The sequence below is a fragment of the Zeimonas arvi genome (genome assembly GCF_008039575.1).
Lineage (GTDB): Bacteria > Pseudomonadota > Gammaproteobacteria > Burkholderiales > Burkholderiaceae_E > Zeimonas > Zeimonas arvi.
In genome coordinates, this window is the sequence record NZ_VDUY01000003.1 from 519555 (window position 1) to 538488 (window position 18934).

At 70.7% G+C, this 18934-nt stretch carries 19 protein-coding genes; 4 read left to right on the plus strand and 15 right to left on the minus strand.

The features are described from left to right. Positions 1-29: 29 nt before the first annotated feature. From FHP08_RS09845 to FHP08_RS09880, 8 genes are all read right to left on the minus strand, one after another. The gene (locus FHP08_RS09845) at positions 30-1052 is read right to left on the minus strand and encodes an MraY family glycosyltransferase (RefSeq protein ID WP_225879087.1); all 1023 of its coding nucleotides are present in this window, start codon (positions 1050-1052) and stop codon (positions 30-32) included. Continuing rightward, entirely contained in the window at positions 1049-1993 is a 945-nt protein-coding gene (locus FHP08_RS09850; RefSeq protein ID WP_267285490.1) for a UDP-glucose 4-epimerase family protein, read from the minus strand. Before FHP08_RS09850 ends, FHP08_RS09845 begins: the two co-directional genes overlap by 4 nt. A gap of 91 nt (positions 1994-2084) precedes the next feature. Continuing rightward, positions 2085-2156, minus strand: a complete 72-nt coding sequence (locus tag FHP08_RS18620) for a sugar phosphate nucleotidyltransferase (protein ID WP_225879102.1) — start codon at positions 2154-2156, stop codon at positions 2085-2087. A 32-nt stretch (positions 2157-2188) separates the two neighbouring features. Further along, positions 2189-2596 carry a PIN domain-containing protein gene (locus tag FHP08_RS09860; protein ID WP_147704268.1) on the minus strand — a complete coding sequence of 136 codons (408 nt, stop codon included), beginning with the start codon at positions 2594-2596 and terminating at the stop codon, positions 2189-2191. A 27-nt stretch (positions 2597-2623) separates the two neighbouring features. After that, entirely contained in the window at positions 2624-2854 is a 231-nt protein-coding gene (locus FHP08_RS09865; RefSeq protein WP_147704269.1) for a type II toxin-antitoxin system Phd/YefM family antitoxin, read from the minus strand. A 114-nt stretch (positions 2855-2968) separates the two neighbouring features. Then, positions 2969-4072 (minus strand): non-hydrolyzing UDP-N-acetylglucosamine 2-epimerase, encoded by a 1104-nt coding sequence (gene wecB, locus FHP08_RS09870; RefSeq protein ID WP_147704270.1) that lies wholly within the window; start codon positions 4070-4072, stop codon positions 2969-2971. 45 nt (positions 4073-4117) lie between these two features. Continuing rightward, positions 4118-4459 (minus strand): type II toxin-antitoxin system PemK/MazF family toxin, encoded by a 342-nt coding sequence (locus tag FHP08_RS09875; RefSeq protein ID WP_147704271.1) that lies wholly within the window; start codon positions 4457-4459, stop codon positions 4118-4120. Continuing rightward, positions 4446-4664, minus strand: a complete 219-nt coding sequence (locus FHP08_RS09880) for an AbrB/MazE/SpoVT family DNA-binding domain-containing protein (protein ID WP_147704272.1) — start codon at positions 4662-4664, stop codon at positions 4446-4448. Before FHP08_RS09880 ends, FHP08_RS09875 begins: the two co-directional genes overlap by 14 nt. Positions 4665-4834: 170 nt before the next feature. Between FHP08_RS09880 and FHP08_RS09885 the strand changes: the two genes are divergently transcribed. Then, a complete protein-coding gene (locus FHP08_RS09885) occupies positions 4835-5674 on the plus strand; it encodes a symmetrical bis(5'-nucleosyl)-tetraphosphatase (RefSeq protein ID WP_147704273.1) in 840 nt (279 codons plus the stop codon). 1 nt (position 5675) lies between these two features. Here FHP08_RS09885 and FHP08_RS09890 read toward each other — a convergent pair whose 3' ends face one another. The 6 genes from FHP08_RS09890 to FHP08_RS09915 all read right to left on the minus strand — a co-directional run bounded on the left by FHP08_RS09890 (position 5676) and on the right by FHP08_RS09915 (position 10397). Continuing rightward, complete coding sequence (locus tag FHP08_RS09890; RefSeq protein ID WP_147704274.1) at positions 5676-6485, minus strand: lysophospholipid acyltransferase family protein; 810 nt, start codon at positions 6483-6485, stop codon at positions 5676-5678. A 17-nt stretch (positions 6486-6502) separates the two neighbouring features. After that, positions 6503-7816, minus strand: a complete 1314-nt coding sequence (locus FHP08_RS09895) for a dihydroorotase (protein ID WP_147704275.1) — start codon at positions 7814-7816, stop codon at positions 6503-6505. A 62-nt stretch (positions 7817-7878) separates the two neighbouring features. Continuing rightward, entirely contained in the window at positions 7879-8844 is a 966-nt protein-coding gene (locus tag FHP08_RS09900; protein WP_147704276.1) for an aspartate carbamoyltransferase catalytic subunit, read from the minus strand. A gap of 3 nt (positions 8845-8847) precedes the next feature. Then, positions 8848-9351 (minus strand): bifunctional pyr operon transcriptional regulator/uracil phosphoribosyltransferase PyrR, encoded by a 504-nt coding sequence (gene pyrR / locus FHP08_RS09905; protein ID WP_147704277.1) that lies wholly within the window; start codon positions 9349-9351, stop codon positions 8848-8850. A 34-nt stretch (positions 9352-9385) separates the two neighbouring features. Next, positions 9386-9784 carry a Holliday junction resolvase RuvX gene (ruvX, locus tag FHP08_RS09910; RefSeq protein ID WP_187272250.1) on the minus strand — a complete coding sequence of 133 codons (399 nt, stop codon included), beginning with the start codon at positions 9782-9784 and terminating at the stop codon, positions 9386-9388. Between the two features lie 43 nt (positions 9785-9827). Next, positions 9828-10397 (minus strand): YqgE/AlgH family protein, encoded by a 570-nt coding sequence (locus tag FHP08_RS09915; protein WP_147704279.1) that lies wholly within the window; start codon positions 10395-10397, stop codon positions 9828-9830. 130 nt (positions 10398-10527) lie between these two features. On the opposite strand from FHP08_RS09915, the gene FHP08_RS09920 reads away from it, so the two are divergent. The 3 genes from FHP08_RS09920 to FHP08_RS09930 all read left to right on the plus strand — a co-directional run bounded on the left by FHP08_RS09920 (position 10528) and on the right by FHP08_RS09930 (position 12877). Beyond that, the gene (locus FHP08_RS09920) at positions 10528-12114 is read left to right on the plus strand and encodes a cryptochrome/photolyase family protein (protein WP_147704280.1); all 1587 of its coding nucleotides are present in this window, start codon (positions 10528-10530) and stop codon (positions 12112-12114) included. A 102-nt stretch (positions 12115-12216) separates the two neighbouring features. After that, positions 12217-12462, plus strand: coding sequence for an antitoxin (locus tag FHP08_RS09925; protein ID WP_147704281.1), 246 nt, complete (start codon positions 12217-12219; stop codon positions 12460-12462). Positions 12463-12478: 16 nt separating this feature from the next. Then, on the plus strand, positions 12479-12877 hold the full coding sequence (locus tag FHP08_RS09930; RefSeq protein ID WP_147704282.1) for a type II toxin-antitoxin system VapC family toxin: 399 nt from the start codon (positions 12479-12481) through the stop codon (positions 12875-12877). A gap of 91 nt (positions 12878-12968) precedes the next feature. On the opposite strand, the gene FHP08_RS09935 is transcribed toward FHP08_RS09930, so the two are convergent. Then, positions 12969-18923: an Hpt domain-containing protein gene (locus tag FHP08_RS09935; RefSeq protein ID WP_147704283.1), complete on the minus strand. Its 5955-nt coding sequence runs from the start codon at positions 18921-18923 to the stop codon at positions 12969-12971. Between the last annotated feature and the right edge of the window lie 11 nt (positions 18924-18934).

Sequence of the window (18934 nt, forward strand, 5' to 3'; positions counted from 1 at the left end):
GCCATGCCCCGGGCCGTCACCCGGGCCGATCAGCCCGCCCTGGAATCGGGCATGCCGGCGCGAAACTTCAGGGCAAGCGTGATGAGCGGCAGGTAGGCGAGCACCACGCCGAGCAGGCCGTCGAGCCCCCCGGCGCCGACCCAGAGTGCGATCGGCAGCAGCCAGAAGAGGTCGATGGCCGCCACGGCCAGCGTGACCGGCAGGTGCCGGCCAAATCGGCGCGAAGCGTGCTGGTAGGCGTGACTGCGGTGCGCCTCGTAGACCTTCTCGCCGCGCAGCAGGCGGCGCAGCAGCGTCAGCGTGGCATCGACCACGAACACGCCGAGCAGGATCGCCCAGCTCCAGAGCAACTGTGGCGCCTGCCAGGCGGCCTGAAGCGACAGTACACCCAGCACGATGCCGAGGAAGCCGCTGCCGGCGTCGCCCATGAAGATGCGCGCCGGCGGGAAGTTCCACAGCAGGAACCCGCCGGCCGCGGCCGCCAGCGCGAGCGGCGCCATCGCCAGCCCGGGTTGCCCGGTCAGCGCGTACAGGAGCGCACCGCCGACGCCGACCGCGATCGCCTCCACGCTCGCGATCCCGTCGATGCCGTCCATGAAGTTGTAAAGGTTGAGCAGCCAGACGAGGTAGACCGCCGCGAGCGCCGCGCCGAGCCAGCCGAGATCGATCTCCGAACCGAACAGATGCAGCGGCGGCGCGCCGCCCAGCCAGGCCAGCGCCCAGGCCGCCGCGGCGAAGTGCGCCAGCAGGCGCCAGCGCGCGGCAATGTGTCCGTGGTCGTCCAGGAACCCGACCAGCGCGACGAAGCCGCCGGCGCCCGCAAGCGCCCACAGCGCGTCCCAGGGAAGCGACCCCGCGGCAGCGAGCACCGGAAGGGCCGCCAGCGTGGCCAGCACGATCGCGACGCCGCCGCCGCGCGGCGTGGGCGCGGTGTGCGAGCTGCGCGCATTCGGGACGTCGAGGATGCTGCGCGCCAGCGCGTAACGCCGGACCAGGCCGGTCATCAGCGCCGACACCACGCCGGCGAGAAGCAGCAAGGGCCAGCCGCTCACGATCGCCGCTGCCCGAGGAAATGCGCGGCGGTGCGCCGCAGGCCCTCGTCGACCGGAACCGGCGGCGCCCAGCCGAGCAGACGACGCGCCTTGCCGATGTCGACCTGGAGGTTTCCGCACAGCCGCTGGGCGACCGCGCGCTTGCCGAGCAGCGCCGCGGCCGCCTCCAGCAGCGTCGCAGGCACGGGTATCAGTCGGGCGCGCGCGCCCAGCGCAGCAGCCAGCCTGCGCAGCAGGTCGGTCGTGGAGAGGTCCTCGCCGTCGCCGGCAAGGAAGATCTCGCCGGCCGCGGCGGGGTGCTCGAGGCAGGTGGCGATCAGATCGACCAGGTTGTCGAGCCCGACCAGCGTGCGTCGATTGCGGATCGCGCCCAGCGGCAAGGGAACGCCGCGCATCAGCCAGCGCATCATCGCCTCGAAGTTCGCCTTGACGCCCGGGCCGTAGACCAGCGGCGGCCGTACCACGACGACCTCCATGCCGGTGCTGCGCCCGATGTCGAACAGTGCGTCCTCGGCCTCGCGCTTGGACACGCCATAGGGGTCCACTGGCGCGGGCGGATCGTCGGCGCCGAAAGGGACGCCCTCGCGCGTGCCCTCGCCATTGACCTTGATCGAGCTCACGAACACGAAGCGGCGCACGCCGGCATCGCTGGCCGCCCGGGCCAGCGCCAGCGTGCCGGCCACGTTCGCGCGACGGAACTCGGCAAGCGGGTCGCTCGCGCTGTCCTGCATCACGTGAACGCGAGCGGCGAGATGCACGACACGATCCACGCCGTGCAAGGCCGGCGCCCAGTCGAATGCCTCGCCTAGGGAACCGACGACCACCTCGTCGCCGGCGGCCGTCCGCCCCGGCGAGCGCACCGCCGCCCGGACCTGCCAGCCGCGCGCCAGCAGGGCCGGGACAAGCGCCGTACCGATGAAGCCGGTCGCGCCGGTCACCAACACCCGCCTCCTAACGCCCGCGGACACGCCATCAGCGACGCCCTGCGATCTCGCGGGAGCAATCATTGCCGCGTGAGGCAGACGGCGAATGTCAATGGCGCGACAGCGGCCACAGGCGGGTGCCGGAGCCGCCGGAGAGGATCACCGGCAATAAATCGAACATTCGACGCCTTTGGTCTTCAAGCTTGCTCTTGGTCAGGGCTCGGAGCGAAGCCAGTTCTCCACGGCGAGCCCCGGCACCCTGGAGAATTCGCCCACGTTGTCGGTCACCACGGCGGCATCGAGGGCCAGGGCATGCGCGGCGATCCAGGTGTCGTTGGCGCCGATCGGCATGCCTTGACTCTCCAGCGCCGCGCGAACACGCGCATAGTGCCTGGTGCTCGCGGCATCGAGCGCCGCCATCGGCAAACGGCCGGCAAGCTCCGCCAGGCGGCTGTAGTTGCGCTCCGGATCCGAGCTCTTCTCGGCCCCGAATTCGAGCTCGCCGAGCACGATCGGCGAGAGAATCAGGCTCGAAAGCGGGATGTGCTCGAGGCGCTCACGGACTTCGGGCCTTCCCTTCATCGCCGCGATGACGGTGTTCGTGTCGAGGAGATAGCGCATCGCCCAGGGAAGTCGTGCAGAACGCTGTCAGTCCAGCGAGGCAACCGGCTCTGCGGGCGCGTCGGGCGGCGCCTCGAGGTCGATCTCTTCGCCATCCCAGAACGGTCGAAAGGCGTCGGCGGCCATCCTGGGTCGATCCGGCACCAGGCGCGCGACGACCCGCCCATGCCGGGTGATCGCGATCTCCTCGCCGCGCGCGACTTCGGCCAGCAGGGCCGACAGGTGAGACTTCACCTCCACCACGGGAACGGTTCTCATGGCGCCCTCAGTAAATTATGACCATATAGTCATATTAACATCGATCACTCATGTCCGCATCGGCCGGATGTCCGACCCGGATGTTCGACCCGGAAAGCCGAGACGAAAGGCCGGCTAACGCAAGCGCTCCCACAACTCGTTCACGATCCGCTCCGCCGCCTTCCCGTCCCAGAACTGCGGCCGCTGCCCCGCCTTGCCCTTTCCGGCCAGCACGCCCTCGGCCGCGGCGACGATCTTCGTCGGGTCGCAGCCCACCATCGTGTTCGTGCCTTCGTCCACCGTGACCGGGCGCTCGGTGTTCTCGCGCAGCGTGAGGCAGGGAATGCCCAACGCGGTGGTTTCTTCCTGCAGCCCGCCGCTGTCGGTCAGGATCAGGCTGGCGTCCTTCCACAAGTTCAGGAAGTCCATGTAAGAGAGCGGTTTCGTCAGGATCACGCCCGGGCCGAGGTCCAGGCCGAACTTCTCCAGGTTGCCGCGGGTGCGCGGATGCACCGGGAAGACCAGCGGCAGCTTCGCCGAGATCTCGCGCAGCGCGCCGGCGATCGGCGCCAGCGTGTCGGGGTGGTCCACGTTCGACGGCCGGTGCAGCGTGACCACGCCGTAGCGGCCCAGCCTGGCCTTGAGCGTCTCGCTCTCGAAGCCGCCGCGGTCCGCCCGCTCGAGTTGCTCGCGCTGGTACAGCAGGTTGTCGACCATCACGTGGCCCACGAAGAAGACCCGGTCGGCCGGCTTGCCCTCGCGCAGCAGGTTGTCGCGCCCCGAAGGCTCGGTCACGAAGAACCAGTCGCTGATCGAGTCGGTGACCAGCCGGTTGACCTCCTCGGGCATCCGCATGTCGCCGCTGCGCAGGCCGGCTTCCACGTGCGCCACCGGGATCTGCAGCTTCTTGGCCACGATCGAGCAGGCCAGCGTGGAGTTCACGTCGCCCACCACCAGCGTGCAGTCGGGCCGCTGCGCCTGGCAGATCTTCTCGTAGGCGACCATGATTTTCGCGGTCTGCTCGGCGTGGCTGCCGCCGCCGGCCTCGAGGTGGAAGTCGGGCTTGGGAATGCCCAGCTCCTCGAAGAACACGTCGCTCATCTCCCGGTCGTAGTGCTGGCCGGTGTGGACGATCTGGTAGCGAAAGGCGTCGCGCCGCGCGTCGAGCGCGCGCACGATCGGCGCGATCTTCATGAAATTCGGCCGCGCGCCGGCCACGAGGTGCAGGGTCTTCTTCATGGCGGCGATTCTACGGGGGCTCGGCGGGCGGCGCCGCCGAGGATTTCACGGGAGGCGGAGTTGGGCGGCTACCCGGTCAGCGATCTTGCGCAGGACAGGGCTCGCAACCCTGCCCAGACGGGTCGCATCGCCCGCCTCTATCGTGGCGATCTTGGCGGTTCGCACGACCGATGGCGCGGGCAGCCCGGCCGTGACGACATCCCTTATTTCGACGTCGCCCGGCCAGCCACGGTTCTCGGCGCTCGTGATCATCAGCACCCACAGCAATCCATGGGCATCCTCGAGGTCGCTCGCCGCGATCACCAATGCCGGTCGCGACTGCCGTGTCGGACGGCCCGTGTACGGGAACGGCACCTTGACGACGTCGCCCTGCTCAAAGGCCGGCATAGGCTTTCTCGTCGGCCTCGGAATGCCATTCCTCGAAAGTGGCAAACGGATCGTCGGCCTGTCCGCCGCGACGAACCTTGGTCAGGATCACCTTCTGGTCGACGATCTCGTAGGCCAGCTCGTCCCCCTCCTGCAGATGAAGTGCCGCGCGCACTGGCTGAGGAATCGTCGTCTGGGCCTTGCTGGTCAGCTTGCTCGTGATCATGTCTAGTCGCGGCGCCTCGCGCGATCGAGTAAGGAAATTCCTTTCGATCATAAGTCAGGCGGACCGACCTGTCGACCCGGGCATTGGCATAGGCCGAAAGTGGGGCGTGGACACGAGCCGACGGACAAGTGTGGCGCAGTGCTAGATTCGGCTTTCGACATGCCGCCGCCATGACCCGCCCCGCCACCATTCCTGCCGCCCCCGAAACCTGGGCCATCGGCGACCTGCAGGGCTGCCTCGACAGCCTGCTCGAGCTCGAAGCCCGGCTCCCCCACGACGCCCGCCTGTGGCTCACCGGCGACATCGTCAACCGCGGCCCGCGCTCGCTCGACAGCCTGCGCTGGGCGATGGCCCAGGGCGAGCGCCTGGTCACCGTGCTCGGCAATCACGACCTGCACCTGCTGGCGGTGGCCGCGGGCATCCGCAAGGCCCACCGCACCGACACGCTGGACGACATCCTGGCCGCCCCCGACCGCGACGTACTGATCGACTGGGTGCGCTCCCGACCGCTCGCCCACTTCGAGCAAGGATGGCTGATGGTCCACGCCGGCGTGCTGCCGCAGTGGTCGGTGCAACGCACGCTGGCACTTGCCGAAGAGGTGCGCGCGATGATGGCCGGTCCGCGCTGGATGGATTTCCTGCGCGAGATGTACGGCAACCAGCCGGCCCGCTGGAGCGACTCGCTGACCGGCCACGACCGGCTGCGGGTGATCGTCAACGCGCTGACCCGGCTGCGCTTCTGCACCGCCGACGGCGAGATGGAGTTCGCCACCAAGGAGGGCGTCGGCGGCGCGCCCGAAGGCCACTACCCGTGGTTCGAAGTCCCCGGCCGCGCAACGGCCGGCGCGCCGATCGTGTTCGGCCACTGGTCCGCGCTCGGGCTGATCGACCGGCCCGACCTGCTGGCGATCGACACCGGCTGCCTGTGGGGCCGGCAACTCACCGCGGTGCGCCTGGCCGACCGGGCGACGATCCAGGTGCAGTGCCCGCAGGGGTTGGCGCCGTGGTGAGTCAGGCGCCCTCCCGCGCCTTCCTGAGCGTCTCCGACAGCTCGTCGTCCAGCGGCAGCCCCAGCCGCTCGGCTATCGCCTGGCGCGCCCGGGCCACGACTTCCTGCCGCGTGCGGCCGATCACCGGCGGCAACGGATGCAGCTCCGCCAGCACGCCCGGCGCGCCGAGCAGGCGCCGTACCGACTCGCCCAGCGTCATCTCGCCCACGAAGCGCATCGCGTCGGTGGGCTCCCCGTTCAGTCCGGTGTAGCGCACCCCCACCGGCACCACCGGCGCCCCGACCTGCAGCGCCGGCTCGACCAGATTGCCGTGGAATTGCAGCAGGCGCTGGCCGTCGCTGGTGGTGCCCTCGGGGAACACCGCCACCCGCCGCTCCGCGCGCAGCATGTTCTCGATCCGGTCGTTCAACTGGTGCACCGCGCGGCGCCGGCCCCGCTCCACGAAGAGCGTGCCCACGCCGGCCACCAGCGCGCCCACCACCGGCCAACGCGACACTTCCATCTTGGCCACGAAGTGCGAAGGGCAGACCGACAGAACCAGGAACACGTCCATCCAGTTGATGTGGTTGGCGAGCAGCAGGGTGCCGCCGCGCAGTTCGCCCAGCCGCGGCGCGCCCGGCGCAGGCCGTTCGGTGAGCCGCACGCCGCAGACCCGCAGCAGCAGCCGCGACCAGCCGGCAACGATCCGGTCGCGCTTCGGGTAACCGATCCGCGGGAAAACGACAATGACGATCGCAAGCCCCGCGATCAGCAGCGCGATCGCGAGCGGCGCCCGGCAGGCGATCCGCAGCGCCCGCGCAGTGCGATTCATCGAGGGCCGAGCGCGCGTCAGGCCGAGCGAGCGCCGGCCGGTCGTTCCCAGGCGATCCGCCCGCCGACCAGCGTGAGGCGCACCCGGCCTTCCAGCTCGCGCCCCACGTAGGGCGTGTGCGCGCCCTGGCTGAGCAGCGTGGCGCGCGACACGACCCAGGTCTCTCGCGGGTCGAGCACGCACAGATCGGCCGGTCCCCCGGCCTCGAGCCGGCCGGTGGCCTCGGGCACGCCGAGCACGGCGGCCGGTCCGCTGCTGATCTTGGCCAGCGCGGTGGCCAGCGGCACGCCGGCCTCCTGCGCCCATTTCAGGGTGAGCGGCAGCAGCAGCTCCAGGCCGGTGACCCCGGGCTCGGCCTCGCCGAAGGGCAGCTGCTTCGCGTCGTCGTCGACCGGGGTGTGGTCGGAGCAGATCGCATCGACGGTGCCGTCGGCCAGCGCGGCGCGGATCGCGTCACGGTCGCGCTGCGAGCGGAACGGGGGATCGACGCGACAATTGGCATCGAAGAAGCCGATGTCGAGGTCGATCAGGTGCATGTGGTGCGCGGCGACATCGCAGCTCACCGGCAGGCCCTCGTCCCGCGCACGGCGCACCAGTTCCAGCCCTGCGGCAGTCGACAGCCGGCACAGGTGCACCCGGCAGCCGGTGACCCGCATCAGGTCGAAGATGGTGTTCAGCGCCACCGTCTCGGCGATCACCGGCACGCCGGACAGGCCCAGCCTGCTCGCGTAGGGGCCGGCGTGCGCCACGCCGCCGCGCGCCAGATGCGGATCCTGCGGATGCAGCCAGACGGTGAAGCCGTAGGTGCGCGCGTACTGCATCGCGCGCATCAGCACCTGTGTGTCCATGATCGGGGCCAGCGCCTGCGAGAAACCGACGCAGCCGGCCTCGGCCAGCTCGGCCATCTCGGTGATGACCTCGCCCTTCAGGCCGGTGGTCAGCGAACCCACCGGGTAGAGCCGCGCGCCGTCGATCCCGCGGGCGCGGTACTTGAGCATCTCGACCAGGCCAGGCTCGTCGAGCGTGGGATCGGTGTCGGGCGGGCAGGCCAGGCCGGTGATGCCGCCGGCGATCGCCGCCTGCATCTCGGACTCCAGCGTGGCCTTGTATTCGTAGCCCGGCTCGCGCAGCCGCGCGGCGAGATCCAGCAGGCCGGGGGCGACGATGCAGCCGGAGGCGTCGATCGTGCGATCGGCCGCGAAGCCGGCCGGCGCTTCGCCGATCGCGGCGATGCGGCCATCGGCCACGTGAACCACCGAGGCCGGGCCCGGCGCCAGGTCGAGGCCGCTGGCCGGGTCGACCAGCCGGCCGTTGACGATGGAGAGTTTCATCGGCGCGTTCATCCGTTCAGGCGCTGAAGGTTCGTTCGTGCGAAAGGCGTGACCGGCGCCGCTCACGACTTGGCCAGGATGCTCATCACGGCCATCCGCACCGCGATGCCGAAGGTGACCTGGTCGAGGATCACCGCCTGCGGGCCGTCGGCCACCGCCGAGTCGATCTCCACGCCGCGGTTCATCGGGCCCGGGTGCATGACGATCGCATCGGGCTTCGCCAGCGCGAGCTTCTCCTCGGTGAGGCCGTAGTGCTTGAAGTACTCCTGGGCCGAGGGCAGCAGCGCGCCGCGCATCCGCTCGTTCTGCAGCCGCAGCATGATCACCACGTCGACGTCGCGCAGGCCTGCGCGCATGTCGGTGAACACGCGCACGCCCATCTGCTCCAGGCCGCCCGGCAGCAGCGTGTGCGGGCCGATCACGCGCAATTCGGGCACGCCCAGCGTGGTCAGCGCGTGGATGTCGGAGCGCGCCACCCGCGAGTGCAGCACGTCGCCCACGATCGCCACCCGCAGCCTGGTGAAGTCCTGCTTGAAGTGGCGGATCGTGTACATGTCGAGCAGCCCCTGCGTGGGGTGCGCGTGCCGGCCGTCGCCGGCATTGATCACGTGCACCTCGGAACCGCGGGTGCGGTTCACGTGCTCGGCGATCAGGAAGGGGGCGCCGCTCTGCGCGTGCCGCACGACGAACATGTCGGCGTGCATCGCCACCAGGTTGTCGATGGTGTCGAGCAGCGACTCGCCCTTGCTGGTGGACGAGGTGGTGATGTTCAGGTTCACCACGTCGGCCGACAGCCGCTTGGCCGCGATCTCGAAGGTGGTGCGCGTGCGGGTCGAGCTCTCGAAGAACAGGTTGAAGACCGACACGCCGCGCAGCAGCGGCACCTTCTTCACGTCGCGATCGGACACCCCGACGAAGGTCGCCGCGGTGTCCAGGATGTGGTGGAGCATTTCGCGAGACAGGCCTTCCAGCGTCAGCAGGTGCCTGAGCTCGCCGTTCTCGTTCAGTTGCGGATGACGCGCCGCCATCGATCAGCCCTCGCCTTCTTCGATTCGCAGGTCGAAGCGCCCGTCCTCGCGACGCGACAGCGCGAAGTTGCGCTCGGGCGGCAGGGGGTGCACCGCGCCGCAGTAGTCGGCGGCCACCGGCAACTCGCGCCCGCCCCGATCGAGCAGCACCGCGAGCTGGACCCGGGCCGGGCGGCCGTAATCGAAGATCTCGTTCAGAGAGGCCCGCACGGTGCGCCCGGTGAACAGGATGTCGTCGACCAGCACGACGTCGGCGCCGTTCACCTCGAAGGGCAGCTCGGTGGCCTTCATCTCGGCCGGCAGGCCGCGCCGGCCGTAGTCGTCGCGGTGGAAGGCGCTGGACAGGAAGCCGCAGGGCCGCTGCAGGCCCAGGTCGCGGTGCAGGCGCTCGGCGATCCAGGCGCCGCCGCTGTGCACGCCGATGAGCGCGATGTCGCGCCCGGCGATGCCCTGCCGCAGCGCGTTCAGCAACGAGGCGTAGATCGCCTCGGCGTCGAGGGTGTTCATGGCGTTTCGGTCGAAGTCGGTCCGGCGCCCGGGATCAGCCGCCGGACAAGTATTGTCGCAGGATTGTGGCGGCGGCTTCGGCGTCGTTGCCCGGCTCGCCGGCGTCGCCCGCCACGCTCGAATAGCGCTCGTCCACCATCGCCACCGGCAGCCCGAAGCGTCCGCCCAGTTGCCGCGCGAAGCGCTCGCACTTTGGCGTGGTGTCGTTGGGATTGCCGTCGGCGTGCAGCGGGCGCCCGACCACCAGCGCCGCCGGCTGCCAATCGCGGATCAGCTCGCCGAGCTTCGCGAAGCGCGCGTCGACCGGCTCGGCCGCCACGATGCAGAGCGGGCGCGCGGACTCGGTGAGCGTGTTGCCCACCGCCACGCCGATCCGGCGGGTACCGAAGTCGAAGCCGAGCAGCACCGCGTCGCGCGGCAGCGCGGACCGCAGGCCGGCGCGCGCGCCCGACGTGGCGCCGCTGGCCGGCCCGGCCTCAGGCATGCCCGGCGGAAGATGCCAGGAAGGTCGGGTCGATGCCGAGCAGCTGGAAGGCGCCCAGGAAGCGCTCGTCCACCGGGGTGTCGAAGATCAGCCCCGGCGTGGCCGGCACGGTGAGCCAGGCATTGCGGCCGATCTCGTCCTCGAGCTGGCCCGGGCCCCAGCCCGAGTAGCCGAGCGTGACCAGCATGCCCTCGGGCCCCTCGCCCTGGGCCACGGCCTCGAGCACGTCCTTCGAAGAAGTGAGGCCGATCTCCTCGGACACGGTGACCGTGGAGTTCCAGTGGCCGACCGGCCGGTGCAGCACGAAGCCACGGTCGCGCTGTACCGGTCCGCCGTAATACACCGGCTCGCGGGCGCGCTCGCCCTGCTCGAGCTTCAGGTCGATGCGCTCGAACAACGTGGCCAGGTCGAGATCGGTGGGCCGATTGATCACCAGGCCGAGGGCGCCCTTCGGGCCGTGCTCGGCCAGGAAGACGACCGCCCCGCCGAAGTTCGGATCGGCCATGTCGGGCATGGCGATCAGGAAGTGGTTGGCGAGGCTCGATGCGTGCTCGGGAGTCATGCATCGATTGTACGGGGGCGGGCGGCAGCGGCACAATCCGGCAGCCGCGCGCCGTTCGCCCGTATCCTGCTCGATGTTTCCAGGGGCGGCGTTCGCCCCTGTCCCGCCGTTCTCCGACCCTGCCTGCCCGATGGACATTCCGCCCCGCGACGCCCCCGCCGCCCTGGTCTGGCTGCGACGAGATCTGCGCCTTGCCGACCACGCCGCGCTATCGGCCGCGCTGGACGATTTTCCGAAAGTCCACCTCGCCTTCGTGTTCGATCGGGACATCCTGGATCCCTTGCCCGGACAGGAAGAGGCCGGCCCGTTGGCGGAGACGCCGGCCGCGGCCCAGGCATCCGGCGACCCCGGTCGCGTCGCCGGCGCAATGCGCCGCGACCGCCGGGTGGAGTTCATCTGGCGCTCGCTCGCCGAGCTCGACGCCCGGCTGCGCGAGCTCGGCGGCGGGCTGCACGTGCTCCACGGTCGCCCGGCCGAGGCGATCCCCGCGCTCGCAGCGCGGCTCGGCGTGGCGGCCGTGTATGCGAACCACGACTACGAGCCGGCCGCGGTCGCTCGCGACGAGGCAGTGCGCGCGGCGCTCGCCCGGGACGGGCGCGAGCTTCGAACCTTCAAGGACCAGGCCGTCTTCGAGCGCGGCGAGGTGCTGACCGGCCAGGGCAAGCCCTTTTCGGTGTTCACGCCCTACCGCAACGCCTGGATGAAGCGGCTGGTCGACGCGGACCTGGCCGAGCGGCCGGTGCGGCTGGGAGGCCGGCTCGCGCCCCCTGGGAGCGCTGGAACCGGCGAGGGCGGCCGGACCGCCTCGCCGCCCGCCCTCGGACTGCTGCCCCTCGAGTCGCTGGGCTTCTCGGTGACCAACCTGTCCGAGCTGGGCATCGAGCCGGGCGAATCGGGCGCCCGCCGAGCGCTGGCCGACTTCGCCGACCGCATCGGCCGCTATCGCGACACCCGCGACTACCCCGCGGTGCGCGGCCCCTCCTACCTGTCGGTGCACCTGCGATTCGGCACCCTGTCGATCCGCGCGGCAGCGCGGCTGGCCTTGCAGACGATGCGCGGCGACCCGGCCGCCGCCGAGGGCGCGTCGACCTGGCTGAACGAGCTGATCTGGCGCGACTTCTACTTCCATATCCTGCACCACCACCCCCAGGTGGTCGACCACGCCTTCCGCCCCGAGTACGACGCGATCCGCTGGGTCGACGGCGCCGAGGGCGACGCGCTGTTCGAGGCCTGGCGCGAAGGCCGCACCGGCTATCCGATCGTCGACGCGGCCATCATGCAGATCCGCCGCAGCGGCTACATGCACAACCGGCTGCGGATGATCGTGGCCTCCTTCCTGGTGAAGGACCTGGGCATCGACTGGCGGCGCGGCGAACGCTGGTTCGCCGAGCAGCTCAACGACTACGACCTGGCCGCCAACAACGGCGGCTGGCAGTGGGCGGCCTCCACCGGATGCGACGCGCAGCCCTGGTTCCGGATCTTCAATCCGGTCACGCAGTCACAGAAGTTCGACCCGCAGGGCAAGTTCATCCGCCGCTACCTGCCGCAGCTGGCCGGACTGTCCGAGGAGGCGATCCACGCGCCGTGGATGGCGTCGCCGGCCGAACTGGAGCGAGCCGGCCTGCGGCTCGGCGTCGACTACCCGATGCCGATCGTCGACCATGCGGTCGCCCGCGAGACCACTTTGAAGCGCTTTGCCGCAGCCCGGTCGACCTAGGACCTGCGGCGTGGCGACGGCTTCCGGGATAGGTCGTCAGACCCATTGCGGCTTGCCTCCGAATTTGGTATATCTCAAAAAGATATATCGAAAGAGGCCGATATGGACACCGCCAAGATCTTCTGGACTGGTCGCTCCCAAGCCGTCAGGCTGCCAAAGGAGTTCCGCTTCGACACCGCGGAAGTCCGGATCAGGCGCCACGGGAATGCGGTCATCCTGGAACCCGCACCGGAGAACTGGGACTGGCTGGACGCCCTGGTCGGCAAGCTCGATGAGGACGCGGCACGCGCTGCGCACGAGGAGCCCCGGCAGCAGCACCGCCCGGACCTCGACGGCCTGTTCGACTGAGCGGAGAGCGGCAGCGATGGCCCGTTACCTGCTCGACACGAACGCCGTCATCGGCCTGTTGAACGGCAGCGCGCCGGCGCTGACGCGCCGTGTGCGGCGCGTTGCGCCTGCCGAGATCGGCGTGTCGTCGATCGTGGTCTACGAACTCTTCTACGGCGCGTACAAGAGCGTGCGCGTCGCACGCAACCTCGCCATCATCGACGGCATCCAGCTGCAGACCCTCGAATTCGATCGCGAGGACGCCCGCCAGGCAGGTGCCGCACGCGCGGCGCTGGAGAAGCGGGGCACGCCGATCGGGGCATACGACATCTTGATCGCAGGACAGGCTCTCGCCAGGGGGCTCACGCTGATCAGCCGAAATCTTCGCGAATTCGAGCGCATCGAGGGGCTGTCGATCCGGAACTGGGAAGGCTGATCCGGGTCGTCGATCACCCTGCGTTCTTCAGCGACAAAGGGCCTCGATCCCGGTGCGCGCCCGATCATCACGCGGACGTGCGAAGCGCGACTCAGCCGGTGCGCGCCGCGCGTCCTCGCGTGAAGCCGGCGACGTGGCGCAGCAACTCGTCGTCGCGATACGGTTTGCCGAGATACACGTCCACGCCCAGGGACATCGCGTAATTCCGATGCTTGTCCGCGGTTCGCGAGGTGATCATCACGATCGGAATGTCGCGGTAGCGCTCGTCGCCGCGCAGGTTGCGCGTCAGGTCGAAGCCGTCCATCCGCGGCATCTCGATGTCGACCAGCATCACGTCGGGACGGCGATCCTGGAGCTGGCGCAGCGCGTCGACGCCGTCCTTGGCGAGCATCACGTCGTAGCCTTCGCGGACCAGCAGTCGCTGGGTGACCTTGCGCACGGTCAGCGAGTCGTCGACCACCATCACGGTCGGCGGCACGTCGGCCAGCGCGGCGACCTTGGGACCCGCCGCGCCGCGGTCCAGCCAGGCGTCGCCAAGCACCGCCTGGGCGAGCCGTACCGCGTTCAGGATCAGGACGATGTCGCCGTTGCCGAGCACGGTGGCGCCGCCGATGCCGCGCACCCGCGCCACCTGCGGCCCGACGTTCTTGACCACGACTTCCTGAGTGGGGCTCACCGAGTCCACGTGGATCGCGAGCCGCTGGTTGGCGGAGCGGATCACCACGACCGGCGACTGATGCTGGGCCACCGGCTTGAGCTCGCGCGCGTCGACCAGCGTGCCCAGGTAGTGCATCGGCACACGGGCGCCCTGCCAGTCGATGTTGCCGGCGGCGTAGGCATCGGCGAGCGCCTGCGGCCGGTACTGCAGCACCTGCTCGACGCTGGACGCCGGAATCGCGTACTTGAGCGGCCCCACGGTGACCAGCACCACCTGCGCGATTGCGAGCGTGAGCGGCAGGTGAACGATGAAGCGAGTCCCGGCGCCGTGCGCCGACTCGATGTCGATGCGGCCGCCCAGCGAAGCGACTTCGGCGCGGACCACGTCCAGGCCCACACCGCGACCGCTGATCTCGTCGACCGTGCCCGCGGTGCTGAAGCCCGGCAGGAAGATCAGCTCGCTGGCCTGCGCCTCGGACACCGTCTGGTCCTCGCGGACCAGACCGTTCTCCCTGGCCTTGGCCACGATGCGCGCGGTATCGAGGCCGCCGCCGTCGTCGGCGAAGACCAGCACGACCTCGTTGCCTTCCTGCCTCACCTCGAGGCGAATCTCGCCGGTCTCGGCCTTGCCCGCAGCCAGCCGTGCGGCCGGCGGCTCCACGCCGTGGGCCACCGCGTTGCGCAGCAGGTGCTCGATCGGCGCAGCCATGCGTTCGAGCACGCCGCGATCGACCTCGACCGAAGCGCCGCGCACGTCCATGCTGACCCGCTTGCCGAGCTCCTTGGCGGCCTGCCGGACCACGCGATACAGGCGGTCTGAGATCGATCCGAACTGGACCATCCGCATCCGCATCAGGTTCTGCTGGAGCTCGCGCAGCACCTGGCCCTGGCGCAGCATGTCCTGCGTGGCGCCATCCAGGCTGCGCATCGCGTTCTGCTGGACGGTGGCCACGTCGTTGACCGATTCGGCCAGCATCCGGGTCAGCTCCTGGAAGCGGGTGAAGCGGTCGAACTCCAGCGGGTCGAAGTCGCTGTCCTTTTCGCGGCGCTGCGCGTTGCGCGCCTGGATCTGCGACTCGGCCTGGATCTCGATCTCGCGCAACTGCGTGCGCAGGCGGCCCACGTTCTCGGTGAGGTCCTGCAGCGACTGGCGCAGCTGCGACAGCTCGTTGTCCAGCCGCGAGCGCGCGATCGACACCTCGCCGGATTCGTTGACCAGCCGGTCGAGGAGGTCCGCGCGAACGCGGACCAGCGCATTGGCGCCCGGCTGGGGCGCGGGCACGGCAGGCATGGCGACTTCGCGCGATGCGGAAGCGGGCGCGGCCGTGCGTGGGGCCCGGTCGGAGGCGGCGTCGGCCGGAGTGCGCGCGGCCAGATCCGGCTGGTCGGCTTGCGCGGCCGTCGCCGCGATGGGCGCCGCATCGACGTCATCTTCCGCCGGAACCTCGTGCGCCTCGGCCGAAACCTCGAGTGCGAAGTCGGCATCGGCATCGACCCCGGCGGCGGGCTCGACGGCCTGGACGTGCTCGGCCGCGCCAGGACCCGCAACGCCGCGCTCGCGGATCGCCTCGAACATCTCGACGACTTCGTCGTGCTCGGCCACCAGCTCGTCGATCAGCGCGAGCGGCACCACCGTGAGTCCGTTGGCGGCCTCGACGCGGGTTTCCATCTCGTGCACCCGCTGGCCCAGCGCCATGGCGCCGGCCATCCGCGCGCTGCCCTTCACCGTGTGAAGCTGGCGCATCAGCAGCTGCTGAAGCGCGCGATCGGCGGGCTGCGACTGCCAGGCGCGCAGGTTCTCGCCGATCTGCGGCAGGATATCGGTGGCTTCCTCGACGAAGAGCGGCAGCAGGTCCGCATCGAGTTCGCCGGCCTCGGCAGGTTCGGCAGGCTCGGCACGACGCGGCGCCAGGCGAGGCGCCTCCCAGCGAGCGGCAAGCTGGTGGGCCAGCGCGAGCGCGGCCGGCTCGTCGCCGGGCATTTGCCCCGCGGCGAAGCGATGGAGCATCGCCTGGATCGTCTCGATGCAGCGACCGTAGTCCGCGAGGTCTTCCGGAGCCATCGCGCGGCCGCTGGCGCGCTGGCTCAGCAGGAAGGCTTCGAGCCGATCGGCCATCGCCTGCACCGGGCGCAGCGACACCACCGAGGCGCTGCCTTTCAGAGAGTGCACCGCGCGCTGCGCGTGATCGGTCGCGGCGCGTGCCGGCGAGGCGGCCCAGGCATCGGCATCGGCGAGCAGCGTCGCGATCAGCGAATCGGCCTCACCGAGGAAGATCTCGTAGAGCGGGCGGCTCAGGGCCACGGGGCCGATCCGGACTTCGTCGGAGGGCTCGGGTTCGACGGCCGGTGCGGCCGCCGCGGCCGGCTCCGCTTCGGCAACCGGCTCCGCTTCGACGATCGGATCGATATCGATCGCCGCGAGATCCCCCGCTTCGATCTCCACCGGCTCGATCGCGGGCGGCGAAGCGATCTCGCTGGATTCGAGTTCGGCAAGTTCAGTCGGCGCCTCAACGACGATGGGCTCGTCGACCGCGGGAAGCGCTTCCGCTACAGGAAGCGCCTCGACCACAGGAAGCTCCTCGACCACAGGAAGCTCCTCGACTTCGGGAAGCTCGTCGATTTCGAGAGGCTCGTCGGCCGCGCGCGGCGTTTCCGACACCGGCGGCGCGGCCGGCTCGAGCTCAGGGTCGTCGACAGCCGGTTCTTCGAGAGCCTGGGTGTCGTCGCGAGTCTGTTCTTCTTCGCCAGCCCGCGGTCCTTCCGGAGCCGCAGCTTCGTCAGCCGGGACAGCGGCGACCTGCGACAGGTCGAACTCATCGTCCAGATCCAGCGTCGGACGACCAAAACTGTCGGCCGCGCTGTCGTCGCCGGCCTCGGTCCTCGATTCGACGGCAGTTCCGGCGCCATCGTCGAAGCCCGCGGCGAGTGTCGCGCCGGCGGCCACCAATGCGGCCAGCGCCTCATCGCCCGGACGGCCATCGTGCACCGCGTTGGCGGCATCGACGACCGGCGACGGATCGATCCTGGCCTGCGGCCGATCGGCCAGCACGCCGACCCAGCCGCGGAAGAGCGCCGCCACCAGCTCGATCAGGTCGTGCAGTTCGGGGCCGGCGGGCCGGGTCTCGGCCAGCCACAGGTTGAGCACCCGCTCCATCGACCAGGCGGCATCGCCCACGTCGGTCAGGCCGACCATCCGGCCCGAGCCCTTGAGCGTGTGGAAGCCGCGGCGGATCGCGGTCAGCGCGTCGGGGTCGGACGGGGCCTCCCGCGAAAGACCGACCGCCTCGTCGATCGCGTCGAGCACCTCGACCGCTTCGCCGAGGAAGATCTCGAGCAGTTCGAGATCGGGTGAGGCCGCATCGGACTCCGGGGCGGGAGCGGCGGCGGATTCGGCAGCCACGGATCCGGCCGCCGAGGAATCGATGGTCGCAGGCGCGATTGCCGCGACAGCCGATGCGGGGGCTTCCGTCGGCGCAGCCGTGGCTGCAACGGTTTCGGATTCTGCCGGCGGGCGCGCGGTTTCCGTCGGCGCGCCCGCGTGAGTCCTCCTCACACCGACGCTCGGCCGGGCGTCGACGCCGGCCTGCGCGTCCATGCCCGCATCGACCGAGGCCTGGATGCGCCCGGTATCCGGATCGAACGCCACGCCGATGCCCGCCCGGTCGGGCGAGGTCAGCCCATCGACGAAGAAGCCGAGCGCGCCGAGGCTTGCGGCGACGTCCTCGAATCGGGCAACAGGAGCGGCCGGTTCGGCGCCGCGCTCGTCACCGGTCTCTGCCGGCGCGTCGAGCGCGGCGTCGACCTCAGCGGCTTCGATGCGGGCGGCCTCGGCCCGAGCAGCCTCGGCGAAAGCGTCGACCTGCCCCGCCACCGCGGCGGCGGCGTCGCCCGCCTGCGCATGGCCGAGCAGCTTCAGCGCGCCGCCGATCTGGCGCAGCTGACGCCCCGCGCCGGCCAGTCCGACATGCTGGGACTGGTCGCGGAAGTAAGCGTCCAGCGCCTGCTCGACCTGCTGCAGCGTGGCGCGCGACTCGGCGACGAAGGTCGCCATCGTGATCCGTTCGTGGGCTGCCTGTCCGAGCGCACGCATCCAGTCCGGCAGCGGCGGCAGCTCGCCGGTCGACTTGGCCGCCACGTGAAGCCGGTCGCCCAGTTCGACGGCTCGCGACTCCAGCTCACCGGCGCGTGCGAGCCCGTGCTCGAAGATCTGCTCGGCGAAGAGCAGCGCGCTGGCCGCTTCGAGCGCCAGCGCCTCGTCGGTCTCTCGCTCGGGCGAGGCCGCGGCGTGCGCGCAATCGAGCAGGCCCGCCGCGAGGCGAGCCAGGCCGGCGGCGGGCAGGCTGGCCACCGCATCGACGAAGTGCCTGGTGGCCTCGAGCCGGGCCGAGGCCGCCACGGGCCCCGAAGAAAGGCTGTCCCAGGCCTGCTTGGCGGCAGCCAGTGCACCGCGCGCGAGATCGAGCGCTGCGGGATCGAAGGCGCCGTAGCGCCGGGTCTCGTAGTCGGGGGGGATCGCGTCGTCCAGCCCGAATGCCTCCCGGACTTCGCGCACCAGCGGCGAGCCTTCGCGCGCGCCGGCGAGCAGGAACAGGGTCTCGGCAAGCAGGCGATCGGCGACCGGCAACAGCTCGATCACCGTCTGGCGGATCTGCAGGTTGATCCGGGCCAGCAGGCGCTTGGCGGGCACGTCGAGCGGCAGCGCGCCATCGCGCCAGGCGTCGAAGCAGGCCAGGGCCGCGCGCCAGAACGCGGCCTGCCTGGCGCCGCGCTCGGAATGCAGGACCGTCTCGACCGCGTCGCGCATCGCCGCCAGCGCAGCCGCGTCTTTCGGGTCGCGCATCAGCCGCAGCAGACCGCGCTCGAACTCGCCTCGCGCGGCAGCCAGTGTGGCCGAGTCGCGCACACGGACCTCGGGCGCCTCGAAGGCGCACCGGGGCTGCGGCACCACGAAGAGATCCGCGGGGTGGATGCGTTGTGCGCCGCGCGTGGCGAGCAGGTCGCGGTAATAGGGGAAGAGATGCAGCGGCTGGTGCGACTCGCCCGCGAGCAGGCGGTCCAGGTACTCGGCCACCGCACCGCAGGCGCCGGCGAAGGTATCGACGGCGGCCGCGTCCAGCGGCAAAGCGCCGGTCTCGACCGCATCGAGGAAGCGCTCGGCCTCGGCGGTCATCATCGGCACGCCCGACAGGCCGACGATGGCCAGTGCCCCATGCGCCTGGTGAACGCCGGTGCGCGCGGCGCGCAAGGCCGAGGCGTCGTCGGGTCCGGCGCCGAGCTGGCGGCGCAGCGCATCGACCGCGTTCTGCAGCGACTGCCGGATCTCGGACGCGCACCAGGACAGCACCGACAAGTCGGGCGCCGCGTCGAACTGCTGGACCTCGTCCCTCATTGGGCGTTCCT